General features: G+C 72.3%; 18 protein-coding genes and 1 tRNA gene. 9 read left to right on the top strand and 10 right to left on the bottom strand.

Annotated features, from left to right (window positions below; all coding sequences use genetic code 11):
• Positions 1-417: 417 nt before the first annotated feature.
• Genes ABIA38_RS31515 through ABIA38_RS31485 form a run of 7 tightly spaced genes read right to left on the bottom strand, consistent with a single transcriptional unit; the run spans position 418 to position 9,407 of the window.
• Positions 418-828: a hypothetical protein gene (locus ABIA38_RS31515; RefSeq protein ID WP_424642285.1), complete on the bottom strand. Its 411-nt coding sequence runs from the start codon at positions 826-828 to the stop codon at positions 418-420.
• 1 nt (position 829) lies between these two features.
• Positions 830-3,397 carry an Hsp70 family protein gene (locus tag ABIA38_RS31510; protein ID WP_424642284.1) on the bottom strand — a complete coding sequence of 856 codons (2,568 nt, stop codon included), beginning with the start codon at positions 3,395-3,397 and terminating at the stop codon, positions 830-832.
• Entirely contained in the window at positions 3,394-4,020 is a 627-nt protein-coding gene (locus tag ABIA38_RS31505) for a hypothetical protein (RefSeq protein WP_424642283.1), read from the bottom strand. Before ABIA38_RS31505 ends, ABIA38_RS31510 begins: the two co-directional genes overlap by 4 nt.
• Positions 4,020-4,484, bottom strand: a complete 465-nt coding sequence (locus ABIA38_RS31500) for a hypothetical protein (RefSeq protein WP_424642282.1) — start codon at positions 4,482-4,484, stop codon at positions 4,020-4,022. Before ABIA38_RS31500 ends, ABIA38_RS31505 begins: the two co-directional genes overlap by 1 nt.
• Before the next feature lie 6 nt (positions 4,485-4,490).
• Positions 4,491-5,765 carry a hypothetical protein gene (locus tag ABIA38_RS31495; RefSeq protein ID WP_424642281.1) on the bottom strand — a complete coding sequence of 425 codons (1,275 nt, stop codon included), beginning with the start codon at positions 5,763-5,765 and terminating at the stop codon, positions 4,491-4,493.
• Positions 5,758-7,761, bottom strand: a complete 2,004-nt coding sequence (locus ABIA38_RS31490; RefSeq protein WP_424642280.1) for an AAA family ATPase — start codon at positions 7,759-7,761, stop codon at positions 5,758-5,760. Before ABIA38_RS31490 ends, ABIA38_RS31495 begins: the two co-directional genes overlap by 8 nt.
• A complete protein-coding gene (locus tag ABIA38_RS31485; protein ID WP_424642279.1) occupies positions 7,758-9,407 on the bottom strand; it encodes a hypothetical protein in 1,650 nt (549 codons plus the stop codon). Before ABIA38_RS31485 ends, ABIA38_RS31490 begins: the two co-directional genes overlap by 4 nt.
• Before the next feature lie 204 nt (positions 9,408-9,611).
• On the opposite strand from ABIA38_RS31485, the gene ABIA38_RS31480 reads away from it, so the two are divergent.
• Positions 9,612-9,685, top strand: a tRNA-Lys gene (locus tag ABIA38_RS31480).
• Positions 9,686-9,786: 101 nt separating this feature from the next.
• Here ABIA38_RS31480 and ABIA38_RS31475 read toward each other — a convergent pair.
• Positions 9,787-10,620, bottom strand: coding sequence for a polysaccharide deacetylase family protein (locus tag ABIA38_RS31475; RefSeq protein ID WP_424642278.1), 834 nt, complete (start codon positions 10,618-10,620; stop codon positions 9,787-9,789).
• A 110-nt stretch (positions 10,621-10,730) separates the two neighbouring features.
• Between ABIA38_RS31475 and ABIA38_RS31470 the strand changes: the two genes are divergently transcribed.
• The 4 genes from ABIA38_RS31470 to ABIA38_RS31455 all read left to right on the top strand — a co-directional run bounded on the left by ABIA38_RS31470 (position 10,731) and on the right by ABIA38_RS31455 (position 13,917).
• Positions 10,731-11,306 (top strand): hypothetical protein, encoded by a 576-nt coding sequence (locus ABIA38_RS31470; RefSeq protein WP_424642277.1) that lies wholly within the window; start codon positions 10,731-10,733, stop codon positions 11,304-11,306.
• Entirely contained in the window at positions 11,303-11,992 is a 690-nt protein-coding gene (gene cseB / locus ABIA38_RS31465; RefSeq protein WP_424642276.1) for a two-component system response regulator CseB, read from the top strand. The genes ABIA38_RS31470 and cseB overlap by 4 nt, the downstream gene beginning before the upstream one ends.
• Complete coding sequence (locus tag ABIA38_RS31460; RefSeq protein ID WP_424642275.1) at positions 11,989-13,227, top strand: sensor histidine kinase; 1,239 nt, start codon at positions 11,989-11,991, stop codon at positions 13,225-13,227. Before cseB ends, ABIA38_RS31460 begins: the two co-directional genes overlap by 4 nt.
• Before the next feature lie 102 nt (positions 13,228-13,329).
• On the top strand, positions 13,330-13,917 hold the full coding sequence (locus ABIA38_RS31455) for a nucleotidyltransferase family protein (RefSeq protein ID WP_424642291.1): 588 nt from the start codon (positions 13,330-13,332) through the stop codon (positions 13,915-13,917).
• A gap of 107 nt (positions 13,918-14,024) precedes the next feature.
• Here the strand turns inward: ABIA38_RS31455 and ABIA38_RS31450 are convergent, their stop codons facing one another.
• Complete coding sequence (locus tag ABIA38_RS31450) at positions 14,025-14,555, bottom strand: cell division protein SepF (protein ID WP_424642274.1); 531 nt, start codon at positions 14,553-14,555, stop codon at positions 14,025-14,027.
• A gap of 354 nt (positions 14,556-14,909) precedes the next feature.
• Here ABIA38_RS31450 and ABIA38_RS31445 point away from each other — a divergent pair, with 354 nt between their 5' ends.
• The 3 genes from ABIA38_RS31445 to ABIA38_RS31435 all read left to right on the top strand — a co-directional run bounded on the left by ABIA38_RS31445 (position 14,910) and on the right by ABIA38_RS31435 (position 18,880).
• Positions 14,910-15,656 carry a hypothetical protein gene (locus ABIA38_RS31445; RefSeq protein ID WP_424642273.1) on the top strand — a complete coding sequence of 249 codons (747 nt, stop codon included), beginning with the start codon at positions 14,910-14,912 and terminating at the stop codon, positions 15,654-15,656.
• 87 nt (positions 15,657-15,743) lie between these two features.
• Positions 15,744-18,278, top strand: a complete 2,535-nt coding sequence (locus ABIA38_RS31440) for a protein kinase domain-containing protein (protein WP_424642272.1) — start codon at positions 15,744-15,746, stop codon at positions 18,276-18,278.
• Between the two features lie 161 nt (positions 18,279-18,439).
• The gene (locus ABIA38_RS31435) at positions 18,440-18,880 is read left to right on the top strand and encodes a DUF6325 family protein (RefSeq protein ID WP_424642271.1); all 441 of its coding nucleotides are present in this window, start codon (positions 18,440-18,442) and stop codon (positions 18,878-18,880) included.
• A gap of 414 nt (positions 18,881-19,294) precedes the next feature.
• Here ABIA38_RS31435 and ABIA38_RS31430 read toward each other — a convergent pair whose 3' ends face one another.
• Positions 19,295-19,621, bottom strand: coding sequence for a rhodanese-like domain-containing protein (locus ABIA38_RS31430; RefSeq protein ID WP_424642270.1), 327 nt, complete (start codon positions 19,619-19,621; stop codon positions 19,295-19,297).
• A gap of 45 nt (positions 19,622-19,666) precedes the next feature.
• Here ABIA38_RS31430 and ABIA38_RS31425 point away from each other — a divergent pair, with 45 nt between their 5' ends.
• Positions 19,667-20,299, top strand: coding sequence for a TetR/AcrR family transcriptional regulator (locus ABIA38_RS31425; protein WP_424642269.1), 633 nt, complete (start codon positions 19,667-19,669; stop codon positions 20,297-20,299).
• Positions 20,300-20,416: the final 117 nt, after the last annotated feature.

Here is a 20,416-nt window from a genome sequence, read left to right as displayed (position 1 = left end):
GAGGCGGCCTCAAACGCCGGCCGGGCTGAAATTGGTCGCCCGACCGGCGTTTCGGCCCACCCTGCGGACAACTCGGCGCACCGGGCCCACCTCAAACGCCGCCCCGGCCGGGAACCCGGCCCCCGGACGAGGCGGCCTCAAATGCCGGCCGGGCTGGAGTTGGTTGCTCGGCCAGCGTTTCGGCGCACCCTGCGGGAAGCTCCGCGCACCACGCCCACCTCAAACGCCGACCCGGCCGGGAACCCGGCCCCCAGCCAAGGTCGCATCAACCACCGCCCCGGCTGAAGTTGGTCGCTCAGCCCGCGTTTCGGCCCGCCCTGCGGCAGGCTCCGCTCGCCGCGCCCGCCTCGATCGCCGGGCCCGCCAAAGGTCTCCACAGCGGGCTTGACCCATCCGCCACCCGCGGTCGCGGCGAATTCACTCCGTCCTTCGGGCGCCCGCCACGTGGCGACCGGCCAGGTGCAGCAGTCGCCGTATGTCCGCCTCGCGTGGCAGGTTTCGCGGGAGGCGGTCGCCGTAGGGGAGTTTTGTGCGGGCCCGGTGCCAGGCCCGGGCCGGGAGGGTTTTCGGGTCCTGGTGGTAGCGGACCTTGGCCAGGAGTCGGTGGGCTTCGGCGTCGATCGGGTTGAGGGCCAGGGTCACCGCCAGGTGTTCGGCGGCGGTGTTCCAGCGGGCCGATCTCGCCGCGCGGACCGCGTCGTTGAAGTGCCGGTCGGCCAGTTCGACCAGGCCCGCGAGGGCCGTCAGGTCGCCGCCGCAGGCCCCGCAGCGCTCGGTCAGGTCGGCGATCCGGCGGCGGCACAGGGGGCAGGTGATCGCGAACGCCATGTCACTTCTCCAGGGAGTTCTTCGGGAGCCGCAGCCCGATGTGCGGGGAGCCCTCCCGGATCCGTTCCATCCAGCGATCCGCCCGAGCCCGCAGCGGCATGATCCGACCTCGGTAGATCTCCACGAGCCGACGATTGCCCGCCGCCTCGTCCCGGGTGTCCACCTCGGCCGCGTCCTCGGCGATCGTGTCGAGCTCGTGCCGGAAGCCGTCGGCCTCGGCGCGATGCCGACCGGCCGAGGCCTGGTCCATCTCCTGGATCGACCGGCGCAGGTATTCCACCTCCTGGAGCACCGCGACCTGGAACTCCGCCGCGCTGAACTGCTGCGGCGACCGGCCGCCGTGCAACATGCGCTCGGCCGCGTTGATCCGGTCCCGGACCGCCTCGTTGGCCAGGTGCCAGTCCATCCTGTTGCCCGCCGCGTAGGCCGCCCGCCCGGTCGCCCGCAGCCCCGGTACGGCCCCGCGAAACCGCTCCGCCTCGACCGGATCGTGGTCCACCAGCCGGTCCGCGAGCCGGGCCAGGAGGGCCAGGTTGTCCTCGAACTCGCCGATCGCCGGATTCAGCGCGCTGCCCGCCGTGGTGGCCACCCGCAGGCCCTGGACCAGGGTCTCCGCCTCCAGGATCTTGTGGTGGGTCTTGCTCGGGTCGAGCCGATCCCGGACCAGCTCGGCCAGTTCGGCCAGCAGTCGGTCCAGGGCCGGCCCGACCCGGATCGCGTCCGCCGGCGGGATCACGTCGCGCTTCTGCGCCCAGCCGGCCAGCACCTGCCGATGCCGCTCGGCCAACTCCGGCCAACCCGGCACATTCCGCTGCGGGATGTCGATCACCGCGCTGCCCCGCGCCCCCACCTGCGGCAGCCGCGCCTCGGCCCGGATCGTCCAGCCGGTCTCGAACTCCAGGGTCACCTCGACGGTCGAGCCGACCGCCACGTCCGTCGGCAGATCCCGGATCGAGACCTCGCCGATCGGCACCAATCCCTCGACCAGGCCGACCCGCAGACTGGACCCGTGCGAGGCGGTCTCCAACCGGAAATCGCTGCGGTACGGAACCATCGTCCCGGCCCGGACCACCGCGTGCAGCCCGTCCACCAGCTCGACCGAGAAGTCGTGCGCGAGCACATCACCGGTGGCGTCCGAGCGCGGCTTGTCGTCGGCGACCACCTCGAGGCGCCGACTCGCCACCTCCCGCCCAGCCGCGAGCACCAGCACCGTGAAGCCGTTCTCCCCGTCTCGCAACGGCACGTCGGCGAACAGGAATCGCCCCTCGTGGTCGGCCGTCTCGGTCCGGTTCACCAGGCCGTCGTCCGAGCCGAGCCGCACCTCTGCGGCGGCTGGCGAGTCGAGCCCCGGGCCGGCCAGCACTCGGCCGCCGATGTCGGTCTCCGGGGGCAGCGCCTCGGGCCGGTCCAGCTCCAACAGCCCGCTGCGGCTGGGCACGTTCGCCGCCTTGAGCGCCGCGCCCAGCGCCACGCACAGGTCCGGGTTGAGCAGCCGAGGGTCGCGCCCGAAGTGCTCGGTGAGCATCCCGGCCACCAGCGGGATCCGGGACGAGCCGCCGACCATGACGATCTCGTCCAGATCGGCCGAGGTCATCCCGGCCCGGGCCAACGCCCGGTCGCAGTCCTCCAGCGTGCCGCGGATGCGCTCCGCGATCATCTCCTCGAACTCCTGCCGGCGCATCGGCAGTCCGATGTTCATCGGGGTACCGCGCCGGTCCTCGCAGTACTGGCTGACGATCTCGGTCTCCGGGTAGCGCGACAGGTCGTGCTTGGCCCCCTCCGCGACCGAGAGCAGTTGTGCCTCCACCTTCGCGTCGGCCGGGTCCTCGGAGTCGATCGCCAGGTCGTACTCGGGCAGTCGGTCCGCGATCCAGGACACGATCCGCCGGTCGAAGTCGAAGCCGCCGAGGTAGCGGTCGCCGCTGAACGAGCGGTTCTCGAAGCCCATGTCGGGATCCCAGGTGACCACCGAGGTGTCGAAGGTGCCGCCGCCGAGGTCGTAGACCAGGAACGTCTGCGGCTCGGTCGACTCACGGGCCCGCTCGTGCGTGTACGCCAGCGCCGCGGCCACCGGCTCGATCAACGTCTCGACCACCTCCAGGCCGGCCGCCTGGCCCGCGCGCGTGGTCTCGTTCTTGGCCCGGGTCTCGAAGAACGCCGGGACGGTGACCACGGCCCGCTCCACCGGCACGCCCAGAACCTCCTCGGCCACCCGCTTGAGGTGGCGCAGGATGTGCGTGGACGCCTCCAACGGGGTCAGCCGCGCGTGCCCGGCGGTGACCAGCCGGTCGGTGCCCATGTCCCGCTTGAAGAACATTGCCGGCGGCGCACCGGGCAACCTGGCCTTGTTCTTGGCCAGTTGCCCGACGATCGCGGTGCCGCCCGGATCGATCCACACCGCGGACGGCGTGGTCGGCGAACGATCCGGATTGGCCACGATCAGCGCGTCGCCCACCGGCCGCAACCGCCGTTCCGCGATCAGCCGCTCCTTGCCGGGGACGTCCGCGTCCGCCGGTATCGCGATGCACGAGTTGGTCGTGCCGAGGTCGATGCCGACCACGATGCTCATCCGGTGCTACCGCCTTCGTGGTTCGCGTCGTTCGAGGAATCGGGGGGTTCGGCTGCGCCGGGGCCGTCCGTCGCCGCCTCCCGCTGCGCCGGCGTCGGTACGAACCCCAGCACCACCTGGGCGCGTCGGATCACCTCGCCGTCGTCGAGCAGTACGCCCGGGCGCAACGTCCGGGCCACGATCATCGCCGCCTCGTCACCGCTGTCCGGCGCGTGCGCGACGTCCACTCGCCGGCCCACCGCGGCGTACGCCTCGCCCACCGGATCGTCGAAGCGCACCCCGGCGCGGTCGAGGGCGGTGGCGAACCGCCGGGCGATCGAGGCGAGTACGGCCGGGGCCGGCTCCCCCGCCAGGCAGCCGCGCAACTCGTGCAGGGCAACTGCGGTATCCGCGGCCAGGCCGGTGTACCGCTCGTGGCCGGCCTCCAGCCGCTTGCGCAGTTCCTCGCGACCCGCCTCACGTTCGCGCGCCGCACGCCGCGTCGCGTCGTACACGAGCGCGAACGGCGGGTCGATCGGCCGTGCGGAGACCGCGCGTTCGGTCTCGGTGATGGTCGGCGGCTCCCGGCCGAGATCCGCCGCCGGGGCTGCCGCGCGGGTGCCCCGCTCGGGTGTCGCTGCCATCAGTGCGCCCCTTCTTCCGTCCACAACGGTACGAACTCGCGCGGCGCGGGCGGCGGCACCAGTGCCGCGAGCACACGTCGGTCGATCCCGATCCTCGCGGGTCCGGTCGGCTCCGGTGCGTCCGTCTCGGCGAACTCCTCGGCCAGTTCCGCCGGATCGGGTCCCGGTCGCTCGGGTCGATGGGTCAGCAGTTCGGCCGACAGGCGGCCGACCGGGTCGGCCAGCGCCTCCTCGGCCGCGTTGACGTCGGCCGGGCCGAGCACCCGGCCGTGCACCGGGAAGCGGTCCGCACTGCGGGTGATCCGCTGCCGGCGTTTGCGTACGCGGGCCTTGATCGCCGCCCGGCCGACCAGGTCGGGATCCAGGTCGAGGAGCTGAAAGGCGGTACTCCGGTAGGGATTTCGGCCCGCCTGCCAGGCCCAGGGATTCTCCCGGGCGGCGCCCTCGCTCGCGGTGGGCTCCATCGGCGGTCAACTCCATTCCGGGCCGTGCGCCGTGGCCAGGGACAACACGACCCCCCGGTGCGCGTTGACGATGTCGGGATGGGTCGCGTCCGGGTCGGCGGCCACCTCGTCCGCCAACCGGCGGGCGGTGGCCAGGTCGTCCGGGCCGGGCGCGTGCAGGTTGATCAACACGCGGGCCATGAACAGCCGTCCCCACGGCCCCGGTTCGGACATCGCCAGGGCCCGCCGCAGGGCGTCGCGCACATGGCCGTCCGGGAGCCCCTGGCGCTGCCTGGCCGTGGCGGCCAACGCCCATTCCTCGGCGGCCAGTTGTTCGACGTCGCGATACATGCTCTTGACCGCCAGGTCGCGGTCCAGTTCGAGGGCGCGCAGCAGATGCCGGCCCGAGCGCAGTGCGGCCTGTTCGAGGGCGGCGGGTTCGGTGGCCGGGCCCGATTCCAGCTCGCGCACCACGATGCCGCGCCAGTACTCGTGCCGGGCCAGTTCGACCGCGAACGAGCCCTCTGGGGTGCCCACTTCGTCCCAGGCGGGCAGCACCAGGCGGGCCACCCGGTCGACCAGGTGCTCGATCTTGTGCGCCCAGCCCGGTGCGGCGACCACGATCTCGATGTGCTGCCGGGTCGCGTAGAGCAGCGCGCGGGCCAGGCCGAGATTGCCGGGGTCCACCATCAGCCAGGAGGCCAGCAGCTCCACCACGTCGTCGAAGCGGCCCTCCTCGACGTCGCGCGAGACCTCGACCAGCACCTCGCGGACCAGATCGGCCCGGGCGTCGGCGATCACCTCGGGCGGGAAGGCCGACTCGCGGACCAGATCCACCTGGCCGCGCGCGTACAGCGGATCGCGCACACGCGCGTCGGCGGCCAGCGTCAGATGTGGGGCGAGCAGATCGCGCGGCAGCCGTTCGCGCACCTCCCGCACGGTGGCCGCCTCGATCGGTGCCCCGGTGACCGTTTCGAGATGCTCGTGCATCCGGTCCCAGAACGCGTCGTCCCGGCAGAGTTCGGCCCAGTACGCCAACGCCCTTTTCCAGTACGGGAAGGCGGCCTCCGAGTCGCCCGCCAGTTCCAGATCGTAGGCGCGCGCGTGCAGCGCGACGGCGAGGTGGTGGGTGCGCCACGGGCCGCCGCCGCTCGTCCACAACTCCTCGGCCCGCGCGCTCCACGGTTGCGCGTCGCCGCCGCGGCCCAGGCTCGCGTACGCCTCGCCGTCCAACGGGCCGTCGCCCACCCCGTGTTCGCGCAGCCGAGCGGCGAACGCGCGCAATGTCGCGCGGTCAGTCATCGGTGCTCCCCACCGCGAGGGTGTCGGCCACCACCCGTACCCGCACCGCGCCGACCGGCCGACCGGCCGCGTCACCCTCGTCGAGCAGTCGCAGGATGCCGGGCACGACCGCGTTCACACAGCGGTTCACCCCGCGCGCGGCCTCCTCGGGTCGGCCGCGCCAGGCGACCGTGGCGATGTGGTCGGCGGCCTCGCCGGTCCAGCTCAGCTCGACGCCGAGTTGCTCGCGCAGCCGCGCGGCGAGCCGGGCCAGGCCGTTCTCCGCGATTCCGCGCAACTCGGTGGGGCCGAACGGAGAGTAGAGGATCACCTCGTCCACCCGGTTGAGGAACTCGGGCCGGAAGAAACCCTCCATGGTGCGGCGCAGTCGCGCGCTCGCCGCGCTGTGCCCGGCGCCGTCCTCGGCCAGGATCGAGCCGATCAGGTGCTCCACGCTGTCCACGTCGTCCTCGACCGCGTCGGCCGCCGAGTGGGTCGCGCCCAGGTTGGTGGTCAGGATCAGCACCGCGTCGTGCGCCTCGCGGACCGGGCCGGCTGGATCGCTGATCCGGCCCTCGTCGAGCAGCCGAAGCAGGGCGTCCAGTACCCGGGCGTCGGCCTTCTCCACCTCGTCGAACAGGAAGACCCGGCGCGGGTTGTCGCGTAGCCCGTTGGTCAACTTGCCCTCGCCGAAGCCGACATAGCCGGGCGGCGCGCCGATGAAGTTGTTGATCGACTCGCGGGAGCTGAACTGGCCCATCTCGAAGACCAGTACGTCCGTTGCCGAGCCGTAGACCACCTCGGCGAGCAGCCGGGCGGTCATCGTCTTGCCGGAGCCGCTCGGCCCGCACAGGAGCAACGCGGCGCGCGGCCGGTCGTCCGGGCGGAAGCCGCGGGCCAGGGACCGTTTGATCAGTTCGATGTGGAAGGCCAGTCGCTCGACCACACGCTCCTGGCCGATCAGCCGGGAGCGGACCCTCTGCACCGCTTCCTCGGGGGTCGGCGACGCGGCGGTCTTGGCCGGCTCGGGTTCGGTCGGCTCGCGGTAGTAGGTGTCGGCGAAGCGGCGCAGCCGGTCCAGGTCCAGGCCGATGTCCCGGAAGAAGGCCGCGGCCAGGCCGCCGGGGGTGTCCAGGAGGGCGGCCAGCAGGTCGCGTTCGCCGATCCGGGCGGGCTCGGCCGGGCCCGGCTCCGGGCCGTTGGCGGCGAACGTCGCCGCTCGGCGCAGGGTCGCGCGCAGCGGTTCGTCCGGACCGGCCGGGCCGGCCTCGGTCGGGGCGCCGTGGCCTGGGGTGCCGGTGAGCGCGCTGGTCTGCTCGCGCAGCGCCCGGACGTCCCGGCGCAGGAACAGGAACGCCTGTTCGAGCAGGCCGCCCGGGGTGATCGCGAGCGCGTGCAGGAGCAGGGCGATGCCGCAGCGCGCGTGGCCGAGGCCGGCCGCCTCGGTGGCCATCATCGCCAGTACGCGGCGGGCGCCGGGGCCGAACGCCGCGGGGTCGATCGAGCCGTCGGGGCGGAACACCTCGTGCGCCGGGCGCGGTTCGGCCAGTTCGGCCTGCCAGGCGGCCAGGTCGACTCGGCCGTAGCCGACGAGCAGCTCCACCGCGCCGGTTTCCAGGCGGGGCAACAGCTCGGCGAGCAGCGCACGTTCGTCGATGTAGCCGGTGTCGGCGGCGGCCCGGAACCCGGCCTGCAGGTCGGCGCTGACCGGCAGGCCGCCGAGCGCGCCGGCGGGGTGCTCGGACACGATCGGCTCGGGCGCGGTCCGCTCGGTGGCGGGTCCGCCGCCGCCGAGCAGACCGGCCGCGAGTACGTCCGGCGGGATGCCCTGGCGGGCGAACAGGGCGGCCGCCCGCCCGCCGTCGATCCGGGCCAGTGCGATCAGCGTGTGCGCCACCTCGACGGTGTGTGCGCCGAGTTCGCGCGCCACCGCCGAGGCGGTCTCGAACCGGCGCGTGGCCGTGAGCAGCCCGCTGTCGAACACCTGCTCCGGCACCCCGAGGATGTCCGTCTTCACGTCGTCGTCTCCCCCGCCTCGCCGACCGGTCGCGCCACGCCGGTGCACGCCTCGTCGCCGGCGAGCAGCCGCTCGGCCAGATCCGCCCGGGCCCGGGCCAGGTCGGGCCGGCCGGCGCCCAGGGCGCGCACGCCCGAGGCAAGTATTCGGTACGCGGCGGCGGTGCCGACCGCCCGGCCCAGCCGCCCGGTGCGCAGCTCCGCCGGCAGCGCGTCCAGCAACGCGGCGGCCAGCTCGGGATCGGCCCGGGTGACCCGATGCAACACCAGGCCCGGCCCCAGCGGCGTGCGCCGGGCCCAGCCGTCGCCGAACCGTTCCAGCAGATCCCGAGCGGCCCCGGCCACCAGCACGTCGTCACCCTCCACCGCACCGAGCAGCAGCCGGGCGGGCCAGGTGTCGGCGTACGCCTGGTGCTCGGCACGGCGGCCGCCGCCCCGGCCGAGGCCCGAGCCGCCGAACCCCCCGCCCGAGCCACCGATGCCCCCGCCCGACCCCGATCCGGGAGCGTCGCCGAGCACCGTCCGGTCGCGCCCGGCCCCGCCCGAACCGTCGCCCCCGACGAACCCGGAGCCATCGACCCCGCCCGGCCGCGAACCACCGTCCCGGCGGGGGCCGGTGCCCTCGCCGCCGGCCGGCCGCGCACCGTTGCCGCCGGCCGGGCCGGCCCGCTCCGACCCGGCCGCGTTCGAGCCATCGCCCCCACCGGGCCGCGCCCCGTCTGCGCCCAACGCGCGCAGCCCCCGTCGCAACAGCCGAACCGCGCCCATGTCGTCGCCGCGGTCCAGGAGTTCGGCCGCCTCCAGGACCAGCGCCACCGCCGGTCCCGGTCGCGCGCCCACCGCCGGTCCCCCGTCCCGCACCGCGACGGCGGCCCGGTGCAGGTCGCGATACTCCGCGTGGTCCCGATCCAGCATCGCCGCCTCGTAGAGGAACCGGACCGCCCGCGCCGGATCCCCGTCCACCAACTCCCGATGGCCCTCGATCGCGAGCCGATGGGCCAGGCGCGGCGCGGCGACGGCGCAGCCCTGTTCGAAGGCGAGCCGGTAGCACGTCCGCGCCTCGGCCTCGTCGCCGCGCGCCGCCGCCCGATCCCCGAGCACACACACCCAGTCGGCGTGCGCGATCGGCGCACCGAACGGCGCGACCACCGGCAGCAGCCGCCACAGCTCGTGATCGGGATGCCGGGACGGCTGCGCGAAGCGTTCCTCCAGGCAGGCCAGGACCCGCTCGGTGGCGGCCACCCGCCAGTGCCGGACCGGCGCCCGCGGATCGAGTTCGCCCAGTACGTCGAGCAGCGCGCGCTCCAGCGGCCGCGGCCCATTCGCCAGCGCCCGCTCCAACGTGGTCCAGGTGTCCGCGAAGCCGTTGCCCGGCTGTACCACCCACCCGCGCAGCACCGCATCCACGCCGCGCGGATAACGCCCCTGCGGGTCACGCCCGAGCACGTCCGCGAGCATCCGCGCGGCGGTCTCCGGCTGCTGGGTGGCCACCGCCTGGAGCTGACTCTCGATCAACCCCCGGTTGCGGACCACCTCGGCGTCGGAGGCGTTGGCCAGAAAGTCCCGCATCGCGACGAGCCGAGGCTCCACCTCGCCCTCCCGATGCGTGGCCATCCGAAACGCCCGTACCGCCCCGGCATCCGACATGGCGTCTCCCCCGCAAGCGCGACCGGCCCGACGGCACCGGTCGCGACGACGTACAAGCAGCACGGTACTCGGCCGTGCCGACCCGGGGAGGACACCCGGCGAACCCGTCCCCGTAACGTGATCGTCACCCATCGTGAAACCACTTCGGCCGAAAACCCGGGTGAGAGCGCCCCCGAACATCGGGTAGTATTTCTCTCGCAGCAAGCGCCGCTAGCTCAGTTGGTTAGAGCAGCTGACTCTTAATCAGCGGGTCCGGGGTTCGAGTCCCTGGCGGCGCACAGCAGCAACACCGAGTAGGGCCCCACCGGTTGCCGGTGGGGCCCTACTCGTGTTCCGCGTCGTGGGCCGCCCCCGGAGCGGGAGCGGCGCACGGCGGCGGCTACTTCAGGTAGTCCTCGAGCAGCGCCGGGGTGAGTCCCGCCGCTCGGGTCCGGTCCAGGAAGGCCTGGATGTCCTCGCGGAATTCCTTGCGGAAGTGCATCAGCACGATGTCGCCGGGGCGAAGCTGGTCGCCCACCGCGAATTGCATCCTCCCGTTCCGGATCTCCGCGCTCCAGTGCACCACCGAGCGGATGCCGCAGTCGCCCGCCGCCCGCATGGTGTTCTCGTCGTGGTTTCCGTATGGCGGGCGCAGCAGTGTCGGGCGCCGGCCGAAGGCCGCCTCGTACGCGTCGGAGGTCGCGCAGATCTGCTGCTTTTGCAGCTCGTACGGCTTGCCCTGGAGGTTGGGGTGGTCGAGGGTGTGGTTCTCGATCGCGCCACCCGTCTCGTCCCGCAACTTCCGGAAGAACTCCGGGTTTTGTTTGGCGTATTGATCGGTCAGGAAGAACGTCGGCTTGATCCCGGCCGCGCGCAGGATCCGGATCATCTCCGGGTCTTTGTACGCGCCGTCGTCGATGGTCAGGAACGCGACCTTGTCCTGCGTGGAGACGCGGTAGATCGGCTTGGCCGGCAGCGGCAGCCGGCCCGGGATCTGCTTCGCGGCGATCGGCTCGGTCGGCGCCGGCGCGATCATCTGCTCCGGTACCGACTTCCGGTCGCGGCCCGAATCCGCGTTCGCCGCGACGAGGCCGGTCACCACGATCGCCGCGAGCAGCGGAACCGCGAGCAGCGCGCCGCGCCGCAGGGTTCGGCGCCGCCGGTTCCGCGGGGTGTCGAGCAGGCCGGTGGGATCGTGGTCGCCCGGGGTGCCGGGGTCGGCTGCGAAGGTCATGTCGGCGACGCTATTCGGCGCCGCCCATCCGGTTGCCCGCGTCGCGGTTGCGGGTCGCCGTCGGTCGTCCGTAGATCGGGTAACAGCGGTCGCCGGGTAGGATCCGTCGGATGTCGGTGAAACATGGCTTTCCGCTCGTTGTGTTGCTGTTTGCCCTGATCACCGGGTGTGCGGTGGACTCCGGCGTACGTGTCGCCGGCAAGCCGGTTCCGGTCGGCACACCGCTGCCGCCGACCCCCTCCGGGGCGGGCATGAGTATCGATCCGGTCCGGGTGTTGCGCGAGGACCCGGGGGTCGACGTCAAGATCAAGGCGACCCTGACCCCGTCCTGCGGGACGTCCTACCCGGTCTCCGCACAGTATGTGAACGCGCCTGGGACGAGCGCGTCGCCGGTACCGATCGCGGTCGTGTCGGTGTTCCGCTGTGGGCCGGAGACCTGCACGGTGCGCCGCGACGTGGCGGCGTACGTGTACCGCCTCTTCGACGACGGGCGCACCGAGCGGGTGTTCGACTCCGAGGAGCCCGGCAGTCGGATCGAGATCGGCAAGCAGATGTTGGTACTCCAGTTGCCCGCCTACAAGGGCAACGAGCCCGCGCTGTGCCCGTTCGGCGAGCGCGGGGTCGGATTGCGCTGGGACGGCGGGAAGTTCGTCGAGGACGTCGATGGGAAGGCTGTGTCGCCGTGAGCAAACCGCATGTACTCCTGGTGGAGGACGACGAGGTCATCCGCGAGGCGACACAGCTCAATCTGGAGCGGGACGGCTTCCGGGTCAGCGCCGCCGCCGACGGCGAGGCCGGGCTCACCGCGTTCCGGGCCGAGCAGCCGGATGTGGCGCTCCTGGACGTGATGTTGCCGCTGATGAACGGGATCAGCCTGTGCCGGCGGATCCGGGCGGAGAGCCTGATCCCGGTGATCATGGTGTCCGCGCGCGACGATCCGATCGACATCGTGGTGGGCCTGGAGGCGGGCGCCGACGACTACGTCACCAAGCCGTTCGACACCGTGGTGCTGCTGGCCCGGATCCGGGCACTGCTGCGCCGCGCGCAACGCACCGCGGGGCCCGGCGAGGACCCGGGACCGCTGCGCTTCGGCGATCTGGAGATCGACCCGGACGGCGTCCAGGTACGCCGATCCGGCGAGGTGCTGGCGCTGACCCCGACCGAGATGAAGTTGCTGCTGCGGTTCGCCGAGTCGCCGGGCACGGTGCTGAGTCGGGACACGCTGCTCGAGGGCGTGTGGGAGTACGCCTGGGGCGGCGACACCCGGGTGGTGGACGTGCATGTGCAGCGGCTGCGCAACAAGGTCGGCGCGCTGCGGATCGAGACCGTGCGCGGCTTCGGCTACAAGCTGCGCCCCGGGCCGATCGGGTGAGCCTGCGTTGGCGGATCTCGGCGGTGGTCACCGTGGTCAGCGTCGTGGTCGCGGTCGCACTGAGCCTGACCGTGCACTTCGCGTTCGCGTTCAAGCAGGCGGACGAGGCGCGCAAGCTCCAGGTGGACCGGATCGACCTGGCGCTGCGCGAGTTCGGCCGGACCGGGCAGCCGACCTTCGGCAGCCGACTGGACGACCCGGAGGTGCCGGCGGCGCTGCGCCGGGCGGTGCGGGGCGGCGAGCGGGCCACCGAGTTGGCCGACGGCTCGATCTGGGCGGCCGTCGGGGTGGACGGGCACGTACTGTCGTTGCGCTCCAGCTATGCGGACCGCACCAGCGACCTGGCCTCGCTGGACCGGGTGCTGATCCTGGGCGCGGTGTGCGTGGTGGTGTGCGGCGCGGGGGTGGGTGTCCTGATCGGGGCCCGGCTGTCCCGTCGGCTGCGCCGGGCGGCGGCCGCGGCGCGCCGGGTCGCGGCCGGCGAGCGGTCGATCCGGGTCCGGGCGGCGATCGGGGGCAGCGCGCGGGACGAGGCCGCCGAATTGGCCACGGCGATGGACGCGATGGCGGACGCGTTGCAGGCGCGCCTCGACGCGGAGCGTCGGGTCACCGCCGACATCGCGCACGAGTTGCGTACGCCGTTGACCGGACTCAGCGCCGCCGCCGACCTGTTGCCGACGGATCGGCCGGGCGAGCTGGTGCGGGACCGGGTACGGGCGCTGCGCTCGCTGGTGGAGGACGTGTTGGAGGTGGCCCGGTTGGACACCGCCACCCAGCGGGCGGATCTGACCGAGGTACCGCTGGGTACGTTCGCGGCGCGGCGGGTGGCGGCGATCGCGCCCGCGGCCGAGCTGCGGGTGGTGGGTGACGAGGTGGTGGTGACCGATCCTCGGCGGCTGGAGCGGATTCTGGCGAATCTGCTGACCAATGCGACGAAGCACGGGGTCGAGCCGGTGGTGGTCGAGGTGGACGGGCCGCGGATTCGGGTTCGGGACGCGGGGCCCGGGTTTCCGGCCACGTTGTTGCGCGAGGGGCCGAGTCGGTTCCGGAAGGGTACGGACGATCGGGCCGTCGGGGGGCACGGGTTGGGACTGACGATCGCGATGGGACAGGCGGCGGTGCTTGGTGCGGCGTTGACGCTGGCGAATCCCGATGGGGGCGGGGCGCTCGCGGAGTTGACGTTGCCGTCGGGGGGTTCGGGGGGTGTGCCCACCCGCTCCACCCGTTGTGTATAGCGCGACGGTTGCGGGTGTACCGGGCTGCGGGGCGGCGTGGTCGGGCCGTTCGGCCCGGGTCGGGGCCGTTCGGTATCTACAGGAGGGTTTGGGGTGACTTCGATGGGTGGCTTCGTCGGGTTGTTGTTGGCGGCCGGGGGTGGGCGGCGGCTCGGGGGGCGGGCCAAGGGCGGGCTGGTGCACCGGGGGCGGCCGTTGGTCGAGTTCGGGGCGGCCGAGCTGGTGCGCGGCGGCTGCGATCGGGTCGTCGTGGTGCTCGGGGCGGACGCCGACGCGGTCCTGGCGAAGGCGGACCTGGCCGGCCGGGTCGTGGTGCGCAACGACGACTGGGCCGATGGGATGGGGTCCTCGCTCGCGGCCGGTGTCGCGGCGTTGCCCGCCGACGCGGACGCCGTCGTGGTCACCCTGGTGGACATGCCCGGCGTGGGCGCCGAGGCGATCGCACGCCTGGTCGCCGCGTACACCTCGCCCGACGACCTGATCGCGGCGAGCTACGCCGGCAAACGCGGCCATCCGGTCCTGTTCGGCCGCACCTGGTGGCCCGAACTGGCCGCCGGGGCCGAGGGCGACGCCGGCGCCCGCGCCCTGCTGGCCGAACAGCGCGCCCGGGTACGACTGATCGAGTGCGCCGACATCGCCGACCCGTTCGACATCGACACCCCCGCCGACCTCGGCCGGCTGGACCCCTGACGGGCGGCAAAACGCACGGCGGAACGCATGGCGGAACGCACGTCAAAACGCACGGCGGACCCGAGCCTGATCGGCCCGGGTCCGCCGCCAGGGCGTGTCTTCAAGCCCTATGCCTGGTTGAAGAAGCCATCGTGGTTCTGCTGCGAGGGATCACCCGTCAACAGCCGCGCATCGGCCGGCATCAGCAGGAAGACCCGCTTCGCCAGCCGCTCGATCGCCCCGCGCCGCCCGAAGGTCAGCCCCGACGCGAAGTCCACGACCCGCTTGGCGTCGTTCTCGTCCATCGCCGTCAGGTCGATCACCACCGGGATGTCCTGCCGGAAGTATTCGCCTATCGCCCTTGCCTCGTGGTAGCTCTTCGGGTGCACGACGGCGATCCGGGTGCCCGGCACCGTCGGCGTGTCCGTCGCGGCGGCCCGCGCCGCGAACACCTCCGAAGCAGGCACCACGCTGCCCTCCAGTGCGCGTGAACGCGACTCCTCGGGCTCGTCGTCGTAGACCCAGCGCGACCCCGTGTCGTCGTCATCCGCGTCGTATGTACCGGTCTCGTAGGCGCCCGCGCCGGTGCGGTACAGGTCGTCGTGCACGTCCCCCGAACCGATCCCGAGCCACGAGCCGGCCTTGCGCAATGCGCCCATGGGCACCTCCGCGTCCGCTCGTCCCGGCCCCGTCCGGGTTATCTCGTCATCCTCCACTCGACCGAACTGTATGCGAGTGCCGGGTCTGGTGCGTCGAACGACGCGCCTATAAACGGACAGATCAGCCAACGGACCTCGAACGGGCGTACCCAGTGCGGCTTCTGACGCTATTTGAGATCTTTATCCGCGTATTCCGAACGAAGCCCGACGAAAGTGCCGGCAAGTCTTTTCGAACGCTATCTCGAATATATGTTCGAGGCAGCCGATTTTGCCGACCCGGAAACCCCCACCACACCCCTACCGGTGGGCGCCGGGCAGGTCGCACACTCGGATGCGACATCTTCGGAGGTGAGCATGGATTCGCCTTTCCGCATCGTGCGGCCCCCTCGTCCGCTCGAAGAGCCGTACCCCTCACGCTCCCGGATCAACGAACAGGTCGGCGCGGTTTGGGAATGGGGGATGCGCGAGGATCCGGCGACCGCCATTCGGCTCTATCACCAGCTCGGCGAGGTGGCGAGCCGGGTACTCGGCAGCACCGATCGGGACACGCTCAACATCCGCCGGGCCTATACCCACTTCGTCGGCCTCGACGGCGACCCCCGCCGCGCCGCACAGTTGTTGGCCGGCCTGATCCCGGTTGCCGCGCAGGAACTCGGGCCGGGCGACTGGGTCACCCTCGACATGCGGCTGTGTCACGCCCGGTTCACCGGCGAGGGCGGCGAAGCACCGCGCGCGATCGCGCTGTTCACCCAGGTGGTCGCGGACATGACCCGCGCGCTCGGCGCCGAGGCGGAGAGCACGCTGACCGCGCGCAGCTACCTGGCGCGGTTCACCGGCGAGGCGGGCGATCCGCTGCGCGCCGCGGCGCTGTACGCCGCACTGGTCGGCGACTCGACCCGGATCCTGGGCCCCGACTGCCTGGAGTCGCTGGTCGCCCGCGCCGGGCACGCGGTCAATCGTGGGTTGGCGGGCTACCGGGGCGAGGCGCTGGGCCTGTACGACCAACTCATCGCCGACTTCGCCCGGGTGCTCGGCCCGGACCACGCCGAGACCCGGCAGACCCAGGTCTGGCGCCGGTATTTCCGGGGCGCGGGCGGCTGAATCCGAGGGCGGAATTCGCTGAATCCGGGGGTACGGCGGCGGTTAAAGTGGCCTCTCCTGTACGACCGGAACGGGGGAACGGTGGTCATGGAAGAACTGCGCGAGGGGGATCCGACAGCGCTCGGACAGTTTCAACTGCACGGCCGGCTGGGCGAGGGCGGGATGGGCGAGGTCTTCCTCGGCACGTCCCCGAGCGGGATCCGGTTCGCGGTCAAGACCGTGCGGGCCGAGTTCGCCGGGGACGAGGGCTTCCGGGACCGGTTCCGGCGCGAGATAGCCCTGGCCCGGCGGGTGGACAGCGCGTGGACCGCGCCGATCGCCGACGCCGATCCGGACGCACAACCGCCGTGGCTGGCCACCGAGTTCCTGACCGGGCTCGCCCTGTCCGAGGCGATCACGCGCTACGGCCCGCTGCCCGAGGGCGCGGTACGCGTCCTGGGCGCGCAGTTGGCCGAGGCGCTGATGGCCATCCACCGAGCGGAGCTGATCCATCGCGATCTCAAGCCGTCCAACGTGGTGCTCGGCCGGGATCGGGTGCGGGTGATCGACTTCGGTATCTCGCGCGCGGTGGACGAGGGTGGCCAGATCACCAGCACCGGGCGAGTGGTCGGTACGCCCTCGTTCATGTCACCGGAACAGGCGGGAGGCCACCGACTCGGGCCGGAGAGTGATGTGTTCTCGCTCGGTTCGGTGCTGGTGTTCGCGGCCACCGGGCATGGGCCGTTCCACCAGGACCGGCCGGCGCAACCGTTGCAGATGATGTTGTGGGTGCTGCAGAACGAACCGGATCTGACGGAAGTGCCGGACGGCATACGGGACTTGATCGCGGCCTGCCTGGCCAAGGAGCCTGCCGCGCGACCTCCACTGACGGAGGTCCTGACCCGCTTGATGGGCGACGGCGCACCCCAGCTGGGTACTTCGTGGATACCCGCCGCGCTGGTGGCGGAGCTGGAGCGGCGGGATCAGGCGAAGCCGGCGGAGACGAAATCGACGGTGGACGAGACGGCGGGGGTCGATGAGGCAACCCCGCCTGTGGAGCCGGAACCGGAACCGGCCGCGCAGCCGTCGCCCGAACGGATGGTGCCGCTCCAACCCTCGATCCCGCCGCCGCCCGTCGGCATACCGAAACCCCCGTCCGAAAAGCCGAAGTTGGCCCGCCGCGCATTCCTGATCGGCGGCGGCGCGATCACCGTGGCCGCGGCGGGCGGCGCCGCCGGCTGGCTGCTGATGGGCGACGAGGCCGACCCGGGCAAGCGGGTGTGGTCGTGTCCGGCGGGCGGCGTCGCCAGTGCGTACCTGGCCGAACAGGGCGACCTCGTCTACCACGTCGCGGCGGGCACGGGCGGCGGCAAGGGCCAGATCACCGCGATCGACGCGCAGAACGGCAAGCCGGTATGGCGCAAGGCCACTGCGGGCAGCACGGTATCGGTGCCATTGGTGACCAAGGACCACCTGTTCGTGGTGTCCTGGACGGTGGACCCGTCGGTGTCGATCTGGCAGACGGACCTACCCACCACCTGCACCGTGCACGACTTCGACCCGCTCAAGGGCGACCAGCGCTGGAGCCGGGACTACGCGGCACGCGGGGTCGGTCTGCCGACCGGTCTGGATGCCGGGCTGCTCTACCTGGGCGTCTCGGCGGAGAACTCCTCCAACCCCGCCCCCGGGCGGATCGTCGCGATCGACGCGAGCACGCACCGGGAGGTGTGGCGGGCCGACATGACCAAGGAGACCAGCCTGGCGAGGACCCCGATGTTCACCAACGGTCTCGTCTTCGTATTCGCGGAGCCCGATTCCTGGACCGAGCCGACCGTGATCCACGCCTACGACCGGGCTGGCACGCCGAAGTGGGAGGTCCCGTTCAAGGGCTACGGGATGGGCGACATGGTGATGGCGGGCGACCGCCTGCTCGCGCTCGTAGCCGACAACAGGAGCAACAACACCGTCGTCGACTGGCAACGATTCGCTGTGGATGCGGCGACCGGGGCCGCGATCTGGGGCCCGATCGCCATCAAGGGCGGCACCACCCGTGATGTCAAGGCCACTCGGGGAATCGCCTTCATCACCTTCGACGGATCCGACGACGAGGCCAAGTCCGCCCTGTTGGCCGTGGATCCGCTCACCGGCGGCCAGTTGTGGCTGCGCGAGATGGACGGCCGCAACCTCGGCGAGGTCACCCGGGCGGGCGACGTCGTATACGTCGCGTGCTACCCCTCGAAGCCCCAGGCAGGGGTGGCCCCGAGCGCCACCGGCAGCGAGACGCCCACCAACCCGCCCGCCACGTCGGTGAACAAGGGCGTCGTGTACGCGCTCCGGGCGAGCACCGGCGATCTCGTCTGGAAGCGCGAGATCCCGTCGTACGGCACGCTGGGCACGCCCGCCGTCGGGTCCGGCCGGGTCTACGTCACGATGAGCGCGACGGCACCGGGCGCGGCGGGGGACCACGCGTCCCACGTGTACGCATTGCGCGTGAAGACCGGCGAGGTGGCCTGGCAGGCGCCGTTGGCCGAGTCCGTGGCCTCGCGAACGGTGGTGCTCGCGAAGGGCAACGTGTACATCGGCCAGTGGCGGTCGGCGGACGACACGAACCCGGCGTCCTCGGTGGTCGCGTACGAGGCGTGAGGCAGGGGCGGCAGCGAGAGCATGACCGGCCGGCCCCTCCGGCCCGGCACACATGAATGCGCGCGCAACGGGAAGGGGCACGACGTTCCGGATGCACCCGTGTGCGGTGCCCCGGCCGCTCCCCACCGCTACTCCTACTCCTACTCCCGAGACGAGGAAGCATGGCCGAGTTGGGACCCGTCGACGCCATCGTGTTGGGTTTTCCGGGCCAGCGGCTGACCTCGGCCGTGCTCGACGCGTTCGAGTCGGTCGAGGAGCGCGGCGATGTGCGGTTGATCGACGCGCTGATCGTGGTCAAGGACATCTCGGGGGTGGTGAGCAGCCACGAGGTCAGCGAGTTCGAGGGGCTGCGCGACATGGCGGCGGAGTTGGCCGCGCGCGAACTGCTGGGCCTGGCCGGGGCGGAGGACGCCGAGCAGATCGGCAAGGTGATGCCGCCGGACTCGCTGGTGGTGGTGTTGTTCGTGGAGAACATCTGGGCCCGCGAGGTGGCGAGCCGAATCCGCGACTCGGGCGGCCGGTTGCTCTCGTACACCCGGTTGCCGCAGTCCGTGCTGGACGAGGCGGAGGAGGCGTTGGCGGGTAGCGACGGCAGCGGTTGAGTGTGGGATCGATATCGGGTGAGTAAAGCAGGGCAAAGCCGAGCAACCCACCACATCGATCGGGCGTCTCCCCGCAGCAAGGGCACATCCCAGGCAAGCAAGTGGAGGTCGCCATGACCACCGACATTCGCCGGACCGCCGCCATCGCGGTGGCCGCCGGACTCCTCGGTACGAGGTCCCCCTCGCCGACGGCCGAATCACCGACCTGACCGACGCCCCGCGGTAGTCCGAACCATCGCGAGGGCGTCCCCACTTCGACGAGGGGCGCTCTCGTTGGCCTGCTCGGACCACCTCGGCGGCGTGGTCGGCGGTTCCCGTCGCGCGGGTGCGCCGGCCGGGTCGGTGCTCCCCTGGGGAGGGCCGAGGGGATACATCGGCCCTCCCCTCCCCCGGGTGCGGGGAGTCCGGGGGGTCTCAGGCGGACTCGGTGGGGAGGCCGGCGTTGGTCCAGTCCTCGATGCCCTCGGCGTACTTGCGTACGTTGCTGTAGCCGAGGTAGGTCAGCCGGTCGGCCACCTGGCCGCTGTTCGGGCACGCGGGGTTCGAGCAGTAGGTGACGATGGCGGCGCCCCGGTCGGGGAGCAGGGTGGGGGCCAGCTTGTCCACGTCGGTCCGGACCAGCGGGATGGCACCCGGCAGGTGCTGCTTGGCCCAGTACTCCCCGCCCAGCGCGTCGACGACGATCACGCCGCCGGCCGCGATCTCGGCGTTCAGTTCATCCCGAGTGATAAGTGCCGTCATGACACACTACCTCCAGATCCAGGGGAAACGGACTATAGTCCGCTTGTGCCTCAAGACGTTAACGGACCGCAGTCCGATTCCGCAATCCCCCTGGACCTGCTTCGCGCCGCGCCCCCGAAGGAACGGGCCGACGCGGCCCGCAACCGCGCCGCCGTACTGGAAGCCGCCGCCCGACTCTTCGCCGAACACGGCGTGGCAGCGGTCACCATGGACCAGGTCGCCACGGCCGCCGGAGTCGGCAAGGGCACCCTCTTCCGCCGCTTCGGCGACAAGTCGGGCCTGGCCGCCGCCCTCCTCGACACGAGGGAGCGAGTCCTCCAGGAGGCGATCCTCCACGGCCCACCCCCACTGGGCCCGGGCGCACCTGCGGCCCAACGCCTGGCCGCCTTCGTGGACGCCTACCTGGACTACCTCCTGGAACACCTCGACCTGATCCGCATGTCGGAGACGGCCACCCCAGGCGCCCGCTACCGAATCGGCGCCTACCGCTTCTGGCACCGCCACACCGCCATCCTGCTCGGCGCAACAACCCCCGACCCCGACTACACGGCCCACGCCCTACTGGCCCCGCTGGCCGCCGAACACGTCACGGCCCTCCTCCCGGAACTGGGCCCGGACCGCATCCGAGCCGGCGCCCTGCGCACCGCAAACGCGATAGGGCAACTCCCGGACGCCTGACGCATGTACGTAACCTCGACCACCGGGGCCACCCGATCGAGCAGGACGCAAGGCGGCGGCCACCCGACCGCGCTGCGGCAACCGCCCACACACGGACGCCAGATCGAGTACACCACC

The organism is Embleya sp. AB8 (genome assembly GCF_049739465.1).
Taxonomy (GTDB): domain Bacteria; phylum Actinomycetota; class Actinomycetes; order Streptomycetales; family Streptomycetaceae; genus Embleya.
The sequence above is the reverse complement of the archived record's forward strand: the minus strand, read 5'-3'. Positions and strand labels throughout refer to the sequence as shown.

Bases quoted from the DNA above. Each gene is read 5' to 3' on its own strand.
- ABIA38_RS31515 (WP_424642285.1), bottom strand. From the start codon at position 828: ATGGCGTTCGCGATCACCTGCCCCCTGTGCCGCCGCCGGATCGCCGAC.
- ABIA38_RS31510 (WP_424642284.1), bottom strand. From the start codon at position 3,397: ATGAGCATCGTGGTCGGCATCGACCTCGGCACGACCAACTCGTGCATC.
- ABIA38_RS31505 (WP_424642283.1), bottom strand. From the start codon at position 4,020: ATGGCAGCGACACCCGAGCGGGGCACCCGCGCGGCAGCCCCGGCGGCG.
- ABIA38_RS31500 (WP_424642282.1), bottom strand. From the start codon at position 4,484: ATGGAGCCCACCGCGAGCGAGGGCGCCGCCCGGGAGAATCCCTGGGCC.
- ABIA38_RS31495 (WP_424642281.1), bottom strand. From the start codon at position 5,765: ATGACTGACCGCGCGACATTGCGCGCGTTCGCCGCTCGGCTGCGCGAA.
- ABIA38_RS31485 (WP_424642279.1), bottom strand. From the start codon at position 9,407: ATGTCGGATGCCGGGGCGGTACGGGCGTTTCGGATGGCCACGCATCGG.
- ABIA38_RS31475 (WP_424642278.1), bottom strand. From the start codon at position 10,620: ATGACCTTCGCAGCCGACCCCGGCACCCCGGGCGACCACGATCCCACC.
- ABIA38_RS31470 (WP_424642277.1), top strand. From the start codon at position 10,731: ATGTCGGTGAAACATGGCTTTCCGCTCGTTGTGTTGCTGTTTGCCCTG.
- ABIA38_RS31455 (WP_424642291.1), top strand. From the start codon at position 13,330: ATGGGTGGCTTCGTCGGGTTGTTGTTGGCGGCCGGGGGTGGGCGGCGG.
- ABIA38_RS31450 (WP_424642274.1), bottom strand. From the start codon at position 14,555: ATGGGCGCATTGCGCAAGGCCGGCTCGTGGCTCGGGATCGGTTCGGGG.
- ABIA38_RS31445 (WP_424642273.1), top strand. From the start codon at position 14,910: ATGGATTCGCCTTTCCGCATCGTGCGGCCCCCTCGTCCGCTCGAAGAG.
- ABIA38_RS31440 (WP_424642272.1), top strand. From the start codon at position 15,744: ATGGAAGAACTGCGCGAGGGGGATCCGACAGCGCTCGGACAGTTTCAA.
- ABIA38_RS31435 (WP_424642271.1), top strand. From the start codon at position 18,440: ATGGCCGAGTTGGGACCCGTCGACGCCATCGTGTTGGGTTTTCCGGGC.
- ABIA38_RS31430 (WP_424642270.1), bottom strand. From the start codon at position 19,621: ATGACGGCACTTATCACTCGGGATGAACTGAACGCCGAGATCGCGGCC.